This is a genomic window from Pararhizobium mangrovi, from assembly GCF_006516965.1.
Taxonomy (GTDB): Bacteria; Pseudomonadota; Alphaproteobacteria; order Rhizobiales; family Rhizobiaceae; genus Pararhizobium_B; species Pararhizobium_B mangrovi.
The window spans coordinates 48,152-63,065 of the sequence record NZ_VHLH01000029.1 but is presented as its reverse complement, the minus strand read 5'-3'; the positions used below and the strand labels follow the sequence as shown (position 1 = coordinate 63,065).

The following is a 14,914-nucleotide window of genomic DNA, read 5'->3' as shown; positions in this document are numbered from 1 at the left end:
ATCCGGTCCCTCCCTGGACTCTGAAGTCTCACAACCTCAGCATCCCCGGTCCGGACCGGATGGACAACCTAATGAAAGCTCACATCTAGCCGTGATCATCTTCGAAGGGAGATCCTGAGGCGGTGTCCCTTGTCGTGGCCTTCGAACGGTCAGCCACCCGAACGTCCGCTCCGCGTCGGACGCATTTCCCGGAAAGCTTTCCGGCGTTCGATGACCTACGCCTATAAAGGCGCGTTCTATCGGCGTTCCCGTTACGTCTACCGGAAGCAAAATGCTTCCAAGTCGACATCGAACGTTCGGCCGCAATCGCTCTCCGCGCGATCCTCGACTGATCTTGCGATCTTCATTGCGTCCTATTGCGTCGGTTCACGAATGATCCTCGTCAACCTTCGCCGTCAGCACCGTGGTGGCCGATTCATCCTGCGCCGCCCGCGTGGTGGCCAGTCGTCGGGGTCGACCGATGACGACGATGGCGGTTGCGGATGAGCGGCCCCGTAATGGTGCTGGTGGGGGTGCCAGTCGAGAATTGGCCCCTTCGCCCCCTTGGAAATCGACAACACTGCGGCGTCGCACGCCCGCGTCGCCGTACCCCCTCAAATCCCTGGGAAAAGTGGGAAAACGCCCTGAGCGATCCCGCATTCCCGCTTTTCCCACCCGGTGGAGAAGTACGATGAACACCCCGAATTCCAGTCAGCTGCGCGTCATCGACGCCGTCACGGCGCAGGACGGCGCCCCATTCTTTCACCTCGAAGGTCCGAGCGGGACCTGTTGGATCTCCGGCAGCGATCCGCAGAAGTCGAAGAGAGAGACGATCGATCTCATTGATCGGCGCACCGGCGCACACCTCTACACCACGCGGACCTACAACGAATTCCTCGACCTCCTTCAGAATACCCTGCCGGAACGCGACGTCCTGGTCGCCTATCAACCCGGATGGACCGGCGACGCCTTTGTCGTCGGCGACGGGCGGATCATCGGCGAGGGCATCGAAATCGTCACCTTCGATCCGATCGAAAAGTTCTCGCCCGCTGGAACGCTCGAAGACTGGCAGGTCGCGATCGACCCCTTCATCGCCAACCAGCCGCTGCCCTTCTTCGTCTGTGCGCTCGCCCTTGCCGGTCCGGTGTACCGCTTCTTCGAGGATTCGATCTTTCCGCCGCAGGTGGAACTGGTGGGCGAGCCGCGCAGCGGTAAGTCCACGCTCGGCATCCTTGCGGCATCGACCGGAGCCGGCCGGGCCCACGGGATCGGTGGAGCGGAAAGCTGGAACATGACGCAGAACGGCTACGAACTTCTACGGCGGCTCCATCGCGACCATTTCCTCGTGCTCGACGAAGCGGAAGGGTCCGGACAACACGGCGCGGCCCGACGCGACTTCGCGCAATCCATCGTCTTTCAAGGCGCGACGAGCACAAGTAAAGTCCGTTATACGGACGAAGGCTCGGCACCGCCGATCAGCATGCCGGTCCTAAGCACCACCAACACGCCGCTGCGCGACGTTCTTCGCGGTGCATCTTCGAACGTCATCGATGCGGCTACATCGCGAATGCCGTCGATCCGGGTCGTTCGCTCGGAAGAGGCGGTGGGCCTTCCAGTGCTCGACCGTCTGCCAACGGGCTACACCGATCTCGAAGCGGCCGTGCGCGGCTTGCGGGGAGCGGTCGGCAACGCCTACGCGACGGCGCTGCCGGCATTCGTCGACTATCTCGTCGAACGGCTCTCCGCGGAAGGCGACGCCCTGCAGGAACGCATTCGTCTCGAGATGGGCCGAACGCGAGACCGTCTGCGAAGGACGGCCGCCGACGGCGACTCCCGGCACCGCGACATGCTCGCTGCCGTGGAGGTGACGGCGACGCTCGCGCAGGAAGCCGGCGTATTGCTGCAGGTCTGGGGCAGTCCGGCGCAGATCGTTGATGTCGTTCATCAGGAGATCGTGGCGTACGGCCGTTCGACCTCCGTGCGGCCCGAGGACGAGTATCGACGGTTCTGGCGGTACGTGGCGGAACAGCGAAAGCGGCAGAGGGTCGGATCGCTGCACGTGGCTTATCTGCCATCGGAGCGCTTTCCGGAGGGGTGTCCCATCATGATCGATCCAGACGAGGCCAAGGCCTACGTCGAACCGGACCATTTCAATCGAACGTTCCCCGGGGCGTTCGCCTTCCTGCGCCGCATGCGCGACGCCGGACGGCTTCTTGTCAACGACTCCGAAGCGCACCGGCTCCAGATCCATGCGCCGAGCGCGATGAAACGGCTCGGCTTCGGTCGCGTCTTCGCTATTCGGCTCGATGAAAAGGATGCCCGAAGGGTTCTCACGCGGCGGTTTCAACAGCGTCGATGAATGGGTCTCGCAAGCACTGGTTCCGACTACTGCCTTGACAAATAGGAATAAAATCCTGTAACGTGCTTTCATCGTGACGCGCCGACGCATGCTTGGCCCAACCGGAGAGGCACCATGAACGCACCGCGACGACACCGTGCCGAACCGCCGCCATGGCCATGCAGGCCGGGGCGTCACGAGACATCGACGACAATGACGAGGGGTCCGTTTCGGGCCCCTCTTTTTTATGAGGAAAGACGATCATGACCGTATCGACCGAAACCGCCGCCGGCGGCGTTGCCGCCAAGCCCGACCCGGCGCTGATCCTGCTCGGGCGCGACGAGAAGGGAAAGGCGCACGCCTCGTGGTTTGCCACCGGCGAGGCCGCACTCGCCCGGCAGGCGGCGAAGACCATGGGCATGGCGGCGATGCCGATTGCCAACGAAGAGGTCCGGGACATCGCCGGCGGCTTGCCGCAGGGCAAGCTCTTCGCCAGCGGCCGCGCCTTCGTGCCCTTCGTGAAGGGGACGACCTACGACGCGCTCGCCAAGCACCTACCGGCCGGCAGCGAGCCGGTGGCGAAGAAGAAAGCGGCCGCTTCGGCCGGCGCATCGGCTGTCGGTAGTGCGGGAGGCAATCGAACTGGCGGCAGCGGCGCAGGCGCCGGCAGCGGCCAGTCCGCCCCGCCGCGGCCCGACGACTGGTCGAAGTTGAAGCCCGGCCATGGGGTGCTCGCTTCGCTGGATCCCGACGATGGCTGGTGGCCGGCGGTCGTGCGCGAGGACAAGGGCGACGGCGTCTTCGTGCTCGCCTGGGCGGAGTGGCCCGAATGGGACCTCTTCCTGCGACGACGCGAGCAGATCGCCCTCGTGCATCCGAAGTTCGCCGGCCAGCCGAGCACCGAGGCCGAGGAATGACCGGTAACGGCAAAGATGCCGCACCGGGCGATCGCGATCCTCGGCGAGCAACGGTGCGCAAGCTGAACGACGGCCTGCGCCAGACCTTCGAAGGCGGCGACATCCTGATGACGCCGGCCGTGCGGTCGCTGCCGATCCCCGAGATGAAGGACCTGCTCGTTGCCGTGCAGCGCTTCGACGCCTTCACCGAGGAGAACGACCCGCATGGCGAGCACGACTTCGGCTCGATCGAACAGGGCGGGGCGACCTACTTCTGGAAGATCGACTGCTACGACCGCGACCGGGTGTTCGCTTCGCCGGACCCAGCCGATCCGAGCGTCACGGCGCGGGTGATGACCGTCATGCGGGCGGACGAGTACTGACCATGGTGCATCGAACCCAAACCCGCTCATCGGACACCGTAGCGGGCGACGTGCGGTATCGCCGCCGGCTAGTCGGTCTCGCGACCTCCGGCCTTCGCCCTGCGACCTGCCTTCAGCGCCTTCGGCGGCTCGGCCCCCGGTTCGGGCTCACGGAACAGCCTCGCGACCGGCACTGCGAGCACCCCGGCAAAGGCTTCCAGCGTGGCGACGGTGACGTTCTCGCTGCCGCGCTCGACGCGCCCGACATAGGCGCGGTCGATCTTGGCTTCGAGCGCCAGGCGTTCCTGGGACAGGCCGCGTTCAACGCGCAGCGATCGCAGGTTCCAGCCGATGAGGGTGCGGGCATCCATGACGATCGCAAGAAGCCCGAACACGGCTTGACAATCGACGGACCATTAGTCCCCTATTGTTTAGCGTCGGCAGCAGCCCGCACGCTCATGGCGACCGAGGGGACGAACGGGTCGCCAACCATATCGATCCTTCGAGCAAAGAGAGGGTGCTCATGACCGCCTACCTTCACGGCCTTCGCCATACCTTCGACTTCACCGGCCGGGCTTCGCGCTCGCAGTTCTGGCTGTACACGCTCGGCGTGCTCATCGCGCTCATCGTCGGCGCGGTGATCGACTCCGCCCTGGGCTTTCCGGACCCGAACGGGAACATGCCGGTGACCGGCCTCGTCTCGGCGCTGCACGTCATCCCGTCCTTTGCGATGGCGGTACGGCGCTTGCACGACAGCGATCGCCGGGGCTGGTGGATGCTGATCTCACCGATCCCGTTCATCGGCCAGATCGTCCTCATCGCCTTTGCCTGCGCGCCGTCGACGCCGGGGGCGAACCGCTTCGGGCCGCAGCCCGGTTATGGTGGCGATGCCGTTACAAACGGCCACAGCGGGGCAGGGGTGGCGTCCGAGGCGCCGGGCGCAGCATCGACCGCCGGCAACGGGAGCTCGCCCGTGCACGAGCTCGAGCGGCTCGCCTCCCTACGCGACAGCGGTGCCATCGACGATGCCGAGTTCCAGCGCATGAAGGGGCAGGTGCTCGGGCAGGGCAGCGCGTGATGCGCGCGCCCCTTCACCCGGCAAAGCGAACGGACGGGGTGGCGGCGAACCGTACGCCTCGTCGCCTCTCGGACGCTGAAGCATGAACGGGGATGCCGAAGCCTTCATGGTCCTGGCGTTGGTGCTCTGGCTGATCGCGACCTTGCCAATCTTCATCGCCTTCGCCCGCAAGCATCCGAGCCGGTGGGTGATCTTCATCGTCACCATCGTCTTCGGGGCGACCCTGATCGGCTGGCTCGTCGCCCTCGTCTGGTCGCTGCACGGCTTCCATCGCAGCGAGGGCGGCACCGCGCCGCATGGTGGGGAGTCCGGGCTCAACCTCTTCGGCAACGACGAAAAAGCCGTACGGGTCGCCCGGCCGGTCGCGGCATTGGAAGCACCTTCCGCCTCGCGCGATGTCGCGTGGGCCGCAGGCCAGATCGAACGTCTCGGGCAGCTGCGCGCCGAGGGGCATCTCGACGAGGCCGAATATGCGCGGTTGAAGGCGGGCGTGTTGGCCGAGGTCGGGGGATAAGGGTCTTGGGGCCTGAAAAGGCCGAAAACGACCCCCATTATCGCTGTTCTCGGAACAAATATGGTCTCCTGTTAGCTGCCGTTCGACCAAATCTCGTCAGGGGCCACAGTCCTCGCCGTATGCCCCGCACCATGGGTTGCGGCATACTTCGGCATTCTATGGGAGCTTATAACTGAGGCTTTACGAATATTTGCGACGTTCACGACGCATCGGGGAGTGAAGCATGTCTCGTATTCGTCGCATGATAGACTGGTTCACGCTCGCATCGGTTCCAGATGAACTTCTCGTCGCGCAGCACGACGAGCTGAAGCCGCAGATCCCGCTTCTTTACGCATTCCTAAGCCTCAATGCGATCGGCATCGCCTATACCCATTACGGATTGGCTCCGTTCTGGATGACGGTCTGGGTGCCGTCGATCCTTGGGGCCGCAACAGTCCTGCGTCTGGTGGCTTGGTTCACCCGTCCTCTCGGCACGATGTCCGTCGTGGCGGTGCAACGCCATTTGCGCATTACGATGGGTCTCGGCGCGCTACTCTCTATGATCTACCTGGCATGGGCTTTTGGTCTCGATGCATACGGGCACACGCTTCAACACGCGCATATCGCGATCTTCATCGCCCTGACGGTCATGGGTTGTTCTTTCTGTCTGACCCGTCTGCCGCAGTCCGCCTTGTGCAACATCGTCATCGTGACCGTTCCCTATGTGCTCCACTACGCATTCTCCGGCAATCCGGTCTATGTCGCGATCAGCCTGAACATTCTCTTCGTCACGCTCGCCATGGTCCGGGTCATGCTCAACAGCGCTTCCAGTTTTGAAGCGCTGGTGCGTACGCAAAGCGAACTGACCCGTCTCAACCACGAAATGACGGGACTGGCCCATACCGATGCATTGACCGGCCTTCCCAATCGCCGCCAGTTCTTCGCCAAACTCGATGAGGAACTCCGTCGCGACGAGGAACGGCAGGGTGAAGTCGTGGTCGGCGTCATCGATCTCGACCGTTTCAAGGTAGCCAACGACACACTGGGACATATTGTCGGGGATCAGCTGTTGGAGGCATGCGGCCAACGCTTTCGGGAAGTCCTCGGGCCAGACGTAATGATAGCGCGTTTAGGCGGAGATGAGTTTGCTTTTCTGACGTACGGAAGCCCCGGCGAAACGTGGGCGTTGGCGGTTCGCGTATGCCAGGAGTTCGCGCAGCCCTTCATCGTCGAGGACAGTTCCGTCTTCCTTGGTGCCTCATGCGGCCTCGCCACGACACGCGACGTCTCGAACGATGCCAACGTCCTCTATGAAGCGGCCGACTACGCGCTTTACCGGGCCAAGGCCGAAGCGCCGGGCTCCGCAGTGTATTACTCCGCCGAACATGAAAGCGAGATCCGGCAGGATCGCGCGACCGAGGCTGCCCTGCGCACGGCGGATCTCGAAGCGGAAATGACCGTCCATCTGCAGCCCATCGTCTGGGTGAAAGATGGAAGCCTGAAATCCGTCGAAGCGCTGGCGCGCTGGACGAACCCGGAGCTCGGTTCGGTCGGACCCGACGTCTTCATCGCGATTGCCGAACGGTCCGGCTTGATCAATCGATTGACCAAAATACTCTTCCGTAAGGCGCTGCATCATCTCGCCGACCTGCCCGAAGACATCTCGCTTTCCTTCAACCTCTCGGCATATGACCTCACCAATCACGAAACCATCCTTTCGATCGTCGCCCTCATTCGCCAATCTGGCGTACGTCCCGATCGCCTCATTCTCGAACTGACCGAAACGGCGGTGATGCAGGATCTCGAGACCGCACGGACGGCGATGGACCTCCTGCACCGTCTTGGCGTGTGTATCGCACTCGATGACTTCGGAACGGGACAATCTAACCTGAGCTACGTGCACAAGCTTCCCATCGACCTCGTCAAGCTTGATCGAAGCTTCATGGCAAATATCGATGATCCTTCCAGCCGAAACCTGGTCTGCGCCGCCGTCAGCCTTTGTCAGTCCCTCGAGCTGACGTGCATTGCCGAAGGTGTGGAAACGGCGGAACAATTCGCACTGCTGCAGAGCGTTGGATGTGACGCCTATCAGGGCTATTACTTTTCGAAGCCGGTTCCAGCCGCCGATCTCGTTGCGGACCTGACGCAGGCGAACGGAAGCGTCGGCTTATAAAACCTGTTGGTCGCGAACGAGGACAAATGCCCACGCGAAGTCTGCTACGTCTTTCGAACTTCGATCAAGCCGCAAGGAACGGCCTCTATCGACCCCATTGCGGTCGTTCGTAACACACAGCTTGCTTCCTGAAAGCTGTCATCTCTTCCGCGCCATGATGCCGAGATTAGCAAGACGAAATCAATCGCACTTAAGCAGGCGACCGCTGCGGCGACCTCTATTCCACGATCGATCTATCGACATAGCGTTTGAAGCTGCGCCGGAGATATCGATACGCTTGGCCTGGAAACTAGCAGGCCAGACATTGGATCTGTTCGATAATCTCGCGCTCGCGATAGGGCTTCGGATAGAAATGGACTTCCGCCGGAATGACGATGTCCTTACTGTCCATGATGCCCGACGTGACGATAAGTTTGATTGGCGGCCAGCGATCGCGGATGAGCGCAGCCAGCTTAAGGCCATCCATCGTTCCAGGCATGTCGACGTCCGTGAAGACGACGCGGATGTCCAGTCGGTTCTCAAGGATCTCGACTGCCTTGGCCGCGTCGTGTGCCTCGATCGCCTCGAAGCCAGCATCCTCGATCATGTCGACCGCCTGCATGCGCAGGATCGGCTCGTCCTCGACGATGAGGATGACGCTGCGCTTCTGCGTTTGGTCGTTGGGCGTCGGCATGGGGCTAATCAGATCTGCTGCATCTGCGAAAGCGGGGCTCTCATCTCGGCCTGCAGGCCTTCTGTTCCATAATTGATGGAGGTACTTCCGGTTCCAAGCAATCCCATCTTGATCAATCGAGACCCGAAGCCACCACGCCCGTCCGGCTCCGTCGCTGCAGGGCCGCCTTGCTCCGTCCAGGTAAGGGCGAACGTATCCTCCTCTGCATGATCGATGCACCATTCAATCGAGACGCTTCCCGCTTCGACGGACAGGGCCCCATACTTGATGGCATTCGTGGCCAATTCATGCAGGACGAGCGTCATCGAAAGGGCTGCCCGCGCCCCGAGCACGACATCCGGGCCATCAAGCGCGAAGCGATCCGACTGGTTCAAGGTCTTGACGACGCCGGAGACAACGTTCCGGATGGGCGCTGCCGACCAGTTTTCTTGAAGCAGAATCTGATGGGCCGTGCTCAGCGCATGGATCCGGCTGTTGAACGCTTCGACCGCATCCTTCTCCGTCACCGACCGCAAGGTCTGTCCGGCGATTGCCTGAACCATGGCGAGCGTGTTTTTCAGGCGATGGCTGAGTTCCTGGTTTAGCACCTTCTGCAGCTTCTCTGCCTGAATGCGCGCGATCGCTGCCTGGGCGCGGTCGCCCACCTGACGGATGAAGGCAAGGTCGTCGTTCGAAAGCTGACGCGCAGTATCATGATGGACGAAGACGACCATGACGAGTTTACCATCTTCCAGAATGGGAAGATTGCACAGCACTCGGATGCCGAGCTCTGCCAAAGCGTTTTCGCTGTCTCTGGTGCGCTCATCGACGGCGATGTCTTCGATCAATACGGGTCGTCCCGCAACGAGATCGTCGATGAACGAGCCGTAGTCGCGAAAGCGGTAAGTCCCTTCGACGGGTTCGGCACCCGGCGCGCACCAGTTGGGGTGCATGAAGACCGTTTCGTTCTGGAGGTCGACCGAACCGAAACCGGCTCTCGTCGCGCCGAGGAGGCCTGCAAGGATTTCAGCGGCTATCGTCGCGATGCCGGCGACCTCGTTACTGTCACGCAGTCGTTCGCCGAGTTCGCTCAACGCTTCCTGGCGCCGGATCTGCCAGACCCGATCGGTAACATCGTAGCCTTCGACGAAGATACCGGTAACCTCGCCGTTCTCCTCCAGTGGCTGATAGACGAAGTCGAGATAGCGTTCATCAACCGGCCCTTCCGGGCTAGCCTGCGAAGCAAAAAGCGCTGCCTCCACCTGGTAGACTTCACCGGTCCGGTAGACCTTGTCGAGAAGGTCGGCGAACCCCTGTTCTGCAGCATCAGGTAGCGCTTCGCGCACCGACCTGCCAAGAACATCACGCCCGCCAACCATCCGTTGGTAGGCGGCATTGGTCATATCGAACACATGTTCCGGACCGCGCAGCAACGCCATGAAGCTTGGCGCTGCCTGGAACATCGACGTTAGGCGCCGACGTTCTTCTGCTGCCCGCCCGTGAGCGCGGCTCAACCCGGCAACCAGATCTTCGCGATCCGCCAGCGCACGCCGTAGCGCAAATTGCGCCATCACCTGATCGGCCAGTTTCGATAGCGCCGACACCTGCTTCTGCGTGAGCCCTGCCGGCCTCGGCTTGTAATCGATGACACAGAGCGAGCCGATAGCGATCCCGTCTTCGGTGACCAGTGGCGCGCCGGCGTAGAAACGGATATGCGGCTCGCCGGTTACGATGGGGTTCGACATAGTCCGTGGATCGGACATCAGATCCGGAATGACCAGCATCTCGCGGCTGCCGAGCGCATGAGCACAGACCGACTGGTCGATCGGCGTTTCGCTGGGTGTAAACCCGACTTTCGCCTTGAACCATTGTCGATCCTTCTCGACAACGCTGACGAGTGCCACGGGAGCGTCGCAGATCTGCGCAGCGAGTTGCGTAAGATCGTCAAATGCCTGTTCGGCCGATGCTTCGACAATGCCGAGCTGCGTGATGGCCTTCAGGCGAGTGTCAGTATCGCAATCTAAGGAAGTAATCGTCTGGCTCTCTGGGGTCAGAACGGCGTTGCTGCGCGACATGTCGCACTTTCGAAGAAGGCGGAAATGCCTTGAAATTTAACTTTATAAAAAAAGAAATGGCGCATCGCAACAATTGCGAATGGCTTCGCGTAACGTTGCAGTAGCTCTGGAAAACTGGCCATCTGAAACCTGTCAGACCGCTTCCAACCCCATTGTCGACATGCCCTGATAGCATCGGAATGTATGAACGAGGGGACTGCATCTGTTGCGAACGGAACCGTCCTCTGCAACGACATGAAGTGGCAAGACCTCATGAAAACCGCCGAGAAACATAGAGCGCTATTCTAGCAGGTCTGAAAACTGTTAGATAAAGTTTGCGCGGACCTAGCCAGAATAGCTGGCATCATTGCCCCCGCCGTTTAACTTCTGATCGGCATCTAGCCCCTAGCACGGGTCTGAAGTTGGCTCGTCCAGGCTTCCTCGAAAGACAGGGCCGTGGTCGGGCGATTGTAGAGATAACCTTGCGCATACTCGCAAAGCCGTCCTCGGATGAGGTCGCGCTGCGCCTCCTCCTCGATGCCTTCGGCGACGACCGAAAGCTTAAAGGTCTCGGCGATGTGCAGGAGCGCATCCACAATCGAAAGGTCCATCTCGCTCTCGGTCACGTTGGCGATGAACGACTTGTCGATCTTGAGCGAGGTGACGGGATAGTCCTTCAGCGCCGAGAGCGAGGCGAAGCCGGTACCGAAATCGTCGAACGCGATACCGACGCCGAGCGCCTTCAGCGCATGAAGCTGCTCGACGATGCCCGGGTCGCTGGTCAGCAGGATGTTTTCCGTGATCTCGAGCTTCAGCGCGCTCGTCGGCAGGCCGTGCTCGGCAAGCGCGCCGGTGACGACCTTGATAAGGTCGCCGGTCCTGAACTGTACCTCAAAGAGGTTCACCGCCACATGGAAGTCGGGATCGTAGGTTTTGCGCCATGCCGCGGCCTGGCGGCAAGCCTCGCGGATGATCCACGAGCCGACCGGCACGGCGAGGTGGCTCCTTTCCAGAACCGGCAGAAAGACAGCGGGCGGCAGGACGCCGCGATAGGGGTAGTTCCAGCGCAGGAGTGCCTCTGCGCCTGCCCAGGCGCCGTCGGCCAGCCGCACGAGCGGCTGATAGTAGAGTTCGAGTGCGCCTTCCTCCCAGGCCTCCTGAAGCTCGAGGATGGCGTTGCCCCGTTCGAGGGCGTTGTGGCGCATCGTCTGTTCGAACATACGATAGCAGCCTCGACCGCCGAGCTTGGCCTGGTACATGGCCAGATCGGCGTTGCCGAGCAGATCGAGTGCATTCGCCTCGTTGGTACGCACGACGAGCCCGATGCTGCCGCCGACATGCACGAGATGGCCGTTGATGACGATCGGCTCGGCGAGCGCGCGCAAGATGCGGTCCGCGAGACCGGCCGCCTCGAACAGGTCTACCGCGCCGTCGAGAAAGAGGACGAATTCATCGCCGCCGAGGCGCGCGACGGTCCGTCCTTCGGCCTTGAACCGGCCGAGACGCTCGACAACCGTTTGCAGCACGAGGTCGCCATAGGCGTGGCCGAGGCTGTCGTTGACGTCCTTGAAGCCATCGAGGTCGATAAGAAGCGCCGCCGAACGGCGCTCGGCCGCGATCGCAGCATCCATCCGCTCGATCAGCGATCGCCGCGTCAGAAGGCCCGTCAAGGCGTCGTAGCGGGCCTCTTCCCGGGCGCGTACGAGGTTCATGTGTTCCATTGCGAGACCGGCAAGGCGCTTCAGGTCGGCGAGCTGGCGGTCGTTGAGCACGCGTGGTTCGGTATCGAGAAGGCAGAGCGCCCCGAGGCGATGCCCCTCCGGAGTAATGAGGGGTGCGCCAGCGTAGAAACGAATTCCCGCGTCGCCTGATACTCGTGGCAAATCCTTGAACCGCGCGTCAGTCCTCGCGTCTTCGGCGATGACGACCGCATCGGATTGGATCGTCGTTTGGCAGAATGTTTCCGGACGCGGCAAGTCGCCGTTCAGCGTTCCGCTTTCAACGTGGCAGATCTGCTGCTCGGCGTAGAGGATGGATAATGAGATGTTCTCGATGTGGAACACCGAACGTGCAAGTTCGATGATGTCATCCAAATGAGGCCCCTCGAGCGCGCCGGCACGCTCATACAGCGCGATTGCCTCGAGACGAGTATTCTCATGATTAATAGCCGACGACTGCACGACCCCTCCCAGAATATGAAGATAAGTATGCCGATCAGTGGTTAAGAAGGCGTGGAAGCTCTCAGGTATGCGGAAAGCGATCGGTTTTAACGGGGCGTTTACCGTGTTGGCAACGAGGAAGCGTTCCGGGCGCGCTTAGCGGTGAGCGCGTGGAACGGAGGGCGACGACCTCGAGTTCAAAATGGTAATCGGTAGCGAGTTATGGGGCAGCCGTATTGGCCAAATCAAAAAACGCTTCACCGTCGATACGCCCGTGTGCCGAATTAGCTCGGGAGGCCGGCGCAGGAGCATTTCCCACCTTGAGATGCGTTAACCCGCCGCCGCTAATGCTTGAGCCTGACGATCGATTGGATTGCCGACCCGGATGAACCTCAATGTTCTACGTTCTAGTTTCGGACAGCTCGTGGGCCGGGTTCCAATTCCAGAAGCTCTGCGCGAGGAATATGCGGACTACGTTTTGAAGCGTCAGGAGCGCATCACCTTGCCGGCGGTCATCGTCGGCACGGCGATCATGGTGGGCCTGTTCGGCCTCGACATTTCCATTCTGCCCGACATTCTAGGCATGGCCGCCGATGTTCGATTCGGCGTCGTCCTGCCGGTCGCCCTCGCTCTAGGAATCTATCTCTATCGAGACACTCGACCGATCTGGGTGCATTACGCGATCGGGGGTGGAACGGCGCTTCTCTACGGAACGCTCGCTTGCATCTTGGTCGTGAGTTCCTACGCGCCGCTCGCGCCGATGTACCTGACGGCGAACAACGTCACCGTCATGTTCGTCGTCCTCATCCTTGAATACCCGCCAGCGCTAGCGGCAACTATGGCAGTCGCGCTCATCGTCATACAGGCCGCGATCCTGTCGATGTCGCACGCCGCTTCTGCAACGCTTTTATTCATGATGACGGGTATCTCGGTCTCAATCGCCGCCGCCGGTCTTTACGGTAATATCCGCATGGATCGCGACCGGCGCCTCCAGTTCCTAAGCAAGCAGCGTGACCGACAACACCTTCGCGCGCTCGCCTCGCAGAACGCGCTTCTCGAACGCCTTTCGGCGCTTGATCCGTTAACAGGCCTTTCCAATCGGCGCGGCCTCGACGCCGTGATGACTTCTGCCATTGCCGACGCTCAGGCAAATCCGCGAACAGCTGTGGTCGCGGTTGCAATGGTCGACATCGATCACTTTAAGCTCTTTAACGACTCGCAAGGGCATGTCGCTGGCGACGAGGCGTTATGCGAAGTCGCCGAGGCATTGGCAGGTGCCGTTGCCGGAAGCGACCTCGTCGCGCGTTACGGGGGTGAGGAGTTCGCAATTGTTATGCCGGAAGCCGAACCGCTCGCTCTCGAAATGGCAGGAGCGCGTTTGCGTGCTGCCGTGAACAAGATGAATCTCGTTCACCCTTCGAGCTCGACGGCGCGTACCGTAACGGTATCGATCGGCATCGCTTATGCCGATCGAACGCTCCTGCCATCCATGACCCCGCAAATCCTAACGGAAGCGGCCGATTCGGCTCTCTATGAGGCCAAGAGTGGCGGGCGGGATCGTGTTGTGGTTCGAGCCTGTAAAATTGAGCCGGAACCGTTTAAAATAAGCTGGAACAAAGACGCAATTTGACATCGGAGCATGCGGGCGGCTCCCGTTTTATGAACGTCTTAGTGAACGGTTGACACAGAGCGGCCAGTTGCCGCTCCACATCTGCTCTCGTGGTCGAGACATCAACACTCATGACATCGAATCGCTCGCTGCGGCCGGCAATTCCGAGGGGAGCGTGTAGCCTTTCACCTTGGTCTGGCAGCGACGGATAGGTCGGAAACAAGTCTCTTCCAGTGCGAAATCGTTCGCGAACTGCCTGCTGCAACTTACTCTTTAACGATCCGGTAAACCTGCATGCGCGAGCATTGAAGCGTTTCCGCGATCTGACTGGCGGACATTCCCTCGCTATGAAGCCGTCGGACCCGGTCGTGATCGATGCGTCGTCGGCCGCCTTGATAGACTCCCCGATCCTTCGCACGTTCGATCCCTTCGCGCTGCCGTTCGCGAATGAAGCGACGTTCCATCTCCGCGACCATGCCGAGAACGGTAAGAACCACATGGCCCATCTCGCCACGCGTGGACACGTGCGGGTCGAGAACGGTCACGAAAGCTTCCCGCTGCTCGCATTCGTGCACAAGGTTCAAGACATCTCGCGTGTCGCGTCCTAGCCGGTCGAGTCGGGTGACCACGAGTTCGTCGCCGGGACGTAGAAAGGCGATGATATTTTCGAGTTCGCTCCGACCTTCGCGGCTTCCACCGGAGACCTTTTCCGAACGAACGACGCTGCAGCCTTCGGCTTTGAGCCGTTCGGCCTGATGGTCGAGATCTTGATCGAGCGTGCTGACGCGGGCGTAACCGATGCGAGCCATGTGTCACCTCAGGGTTTAAGCTCGATCGTAGCGTGTCACAAATAGTCAGCGTCAACCCGGATGTTACATGGGGTGTTGTAACCTCGAAGGTGTCACGCGAGGGTATGCCCTGAAGTGACGTAAGGCCATACGGCAGGTTTGCGGCCATGCCGGTCTTTCCGGGCCGCCCCGGCCGATCCCAAAAGCCGCCATCCGTTCGAACGCACCGAAACGACGGTTTTTTCGAACGCCGCCTTCGGTGCAATAGCCATCGAAGGTGACGGTGCTTGGTCGAAGCGGCCTTTGATAGCTGCGATATGCCGATCGTTGGAT

At 61.2% G+C, this 14,914-nt stretch carries 12 protein-coding genes; 7 read left to right on the top strand and 5 right to left on the bottom strand.

The window, feature by feature from the left end; all coding sequences use genetic code 11:
- Nucleotides 1-670 precede the first annotated feature (670 nt).
- The 3 genes from FJU11_RS14615 to FJU11_RS14605 all read left to right on the top strand — a co-directional run bounded on the left by FJU11_RS14615 (nucleotide 671) and on the right by FJU11_RS14605 (nucleotide 3,596).
- Complete coding sequence (locus tag FJU11_RS14615; RefSeq protein ID WP_181408196.1) at nucleotides 671-2,338, top strand: DUF927 domain-containing protein; 1,668 nt, start codon at nucleotides 671-673, stop codon at nucleotides 2,336-2,338.
- Between the two features lie 242 nt (nucleotides 2,339-2,580).
- Complete coding sequence (locus tag FJU11_RS14610; protein ID WP_141167806.1) at nucleotides 2,581-3,234, top strand: hypothetical protein; 654 nt, start codon at nucleotides 2,581-2,583, stop codon at nucleotides 3,232-3,234.
- A complete protein-coding gene (locus tag FJU11_RS14605) occupies nucleotides 3,231-3,596 on the top strand; it encodes a DUF3768 domain-containing protein (protein ID WP_141167805.1) in 366 nt (121 codons plus the stop codon). Before FJU11_RS14610 ends, FJU11_RS14605 begins: the two co-directional genes overlap by 4 nt.
- Nucleotides 3,597-3,664: 68 nt before the next feature.
- Here FJU11_RS14605 and FJU11_RS14600 read toward each other — a convergent pair whose 3' ends face one another.
- A complete protein-coding gene (locus FJU11_RS14600) occupies nucleotides 3,665-3,946 on the bottom strand; it encodes a helix-turn-helix domain-containing protein (protein WP_141167816.1) in 282 nt (93 codons plus the stop codon).
- A gap of 152 nt (nucleotides 3,947-4,098) precedes the next feature.
- Between FJU11_RS14600 and FJU11_RS14595 the strand changes: the two genes are divergently transcribed.
- The 3 genes from FJU11_RS14595 to FJU11_RS14585 all read left to right on the top strand — a co-directional run bounded on the left by FJU11_RS14595 (nucleotide 4,099) and on the right by FJU11_RS14585 (nucleotide 7,319).
- The gene (locus FJU11_RS14595; protein ID WP_141167815.1) at nucleotides 4,099-4,653 is read left to right on the top strand and encodes a DUF805 domain-containing protein; all 555 of its coding nucleotides are present in this window, start codon (nucleotides 4,099-4,101) and stop codon (nucleotides 4,651-4,653) included.
- 82 nt (nucleotides 4,654-4,735) lie between these two features.
- Nucleotides 4,736-5,167: a superinfection immunity protein gene (locus FJU11_RS14590; protein WP_141167804.1), complete on the top strand. Its 432-nt coding sequence runs from the start codon at nucleotides 4,736-4,738 to the stop codon at nucleotides 5,165-5,167.
- 223 nt (nucleotides 5,168-5,390) lie between these two features.
- Nucleotides 5,391-7,319, top strand: coding sequence for a putative bifunctional diguanylate cyclase/phosphodiesterase (locus tag FJU11_RS14585; RefSeq protein ID WP_141167803.1), 1,929 nt, complete (start codon nucleotides 5,391-5,393; stop codon nucleotides 7,317-7,319).
- A 289-nt stretch (nucleotides 7,320-7,608) separates the two neighbouring features.
- Here the strand turns inward: FJU11_RS14585 and FJU11_RS14580 are convergent, their stop codons facing one another.
- From FJU11_RS14580 to FJU11_RS14570, 3 genes are all read right to left on the bottom strand, one after another.
- Nucleotides 7,609-7,992: a response regulator gene (locus tag FJU11_RS14580; RefSeq protein ID WP_141167802.1), complete on the bottom strand. Its 384-nt coding sequence runs from the start codon at nucleotides 7,990-7,992 to the stop codon at nucleotides 7,609-7,611.
- Nucleotides 7,993-8,000: 8 nt separating this feature from the next.
- The gene (locus FJU11_RS14575) at nucleotides 8,001-10,046 is read right to left on the bottom strand and encodes a GAF domain-containing protein (protein ID WP_141167801.1); all 2,046 of its coding nucleotides are present in this window, start codon (nucleotides 10,044-10,046) and stop codon (nucleotides 8,001-8,003) included.
- A gap of 377 nt (nucleotides 10,047-10,423) precedes the next feature.
- Nucleotides 10,424-12,118: a putative bifunctional diguanylate cyclase/phosphodiesterase gene (locus FJU11_RS14570; protein ID WP_141167800.1), complete on the bottom strand. Its 1,695-nt coding sequence runs from the start codon at nucleotides 12,116-12,118 to the stop codon at nucleotides 10,424-10,426.
- A 451-nt stretch (nucleotides 12,119-12,569) separates the two neighbouring features.
- Here FJU11_RS14570 and FJU11_RS14565 point away from each other — a divergent pair, with 451 nt between their 5' ends.
- Nucleotides 12,570-13,814: a GGDEF domain-containing protein gene (locus FJU11_RS14565; RefSeq protein ID WP_141167799.1), complete on the top strand. Its 1,245-nt coding sequence runs from the start codon at nucleotides 12,570-12,572 to the stop codon at nucleotides 13,812-13,814.
- Nucleotides 13,815-14,059: 245 nt separating this feature from the next.
- On the opposite strand, the gene FJU11_RS14560 is transcribed toward FJU11_RS14565, so the two are convergent.
- Nucleotides 14,060-14,602, bottom strand: a complete 543-nt coding sequence (locus tag FJU11_RS14560; RefSeq protein ID WP_141167798.1) for a recombinase family protein — start codon at nucleotides 14,600-14,602, stop codon at nucleotides 14,060-14,062.
- Nucleotides 14,603-14,914: the final 312 nt, after the last annotated feature.

Bases quoted from the DNA above. Each gene is read 5' to 3' on its own strand.
- FJU11_RS14615 (WP_181408196.1), top strand. From the start codon at position 671: ATGAACACCCCGAATTCCAGTCAGCTGCGCGTCATCGACGCCGTCACG.
- FJU11_RS14610 (WP_141167806.1), top strand. From the start codon at position 2,581: ATGACCGTATCGACCGAAACCGCCGCCGGCGGCGTTGCCGCCAAGCCC.
- FJU11_RS14605 (WP_141167805.1), top strand. From the start codon at position 3,231: ATGACCGGTAACGGCAAAGATGCCGCACCGGGCGATCGCGATCCTCGG.
- FJU11_RS14600 (WP_141167816.1), bottom strand. From the start codon at position 3,946: ATGGATGCCCGCACCCTCATCGGCTGGAACCTGCGATCGCTGCGCGTT.
- FJU11_RS14595 (WP_141167815.1), top strand. From the start codon at position 4,099: ATGACCGCCTACCTTCACGGCCTTCGCCATACCTTCGACTTCACCGGC.
- FJU11_RS14590 (WP_141167804.1), top strand. From the start codon at position 4,736: ATGAACGGGGATGCCGAAGCCTTCATGGTCCTGGCGTTGGTGCTCTGG.
- FJU11_RS14585 (WP_141167803.1), top strand. From the start codon at position 5,391: ATGTCTCGTATTCGTCGCATGATAGACTGGTTCACGCTCGCATCGGTT.
- FJU11_RS14580 (WP_141167802.1), bottom strand. From the start codon at position 7,992: ATGCCGACGCCCAACGACCAAACGCAGAAGCGCAGCGTCATCCTCATC.
- FJU11_RS14575 (WP_141167801.1), bottom strand. From the start codon at position 10,046: ATGTCGCGCAGCAACGCCGTTCTGACCCCAGAGAGCCAGACGATTACT.
- FJU11_RS14565 (WP_141167799.1), top strand. From the start codon at position 12,570: ATGAACCTCAATGTTCTACGTTCTAGTTTCGGACAGCTCGTGGGCCGG.
- FJU11_RS14560 (WP_141167798.1), bottom strand. From the start codon at position 14,602: ATGGCTCGCATCGGTTACGCCCGCGTCAGCACGCTCGATCAAGATCTC.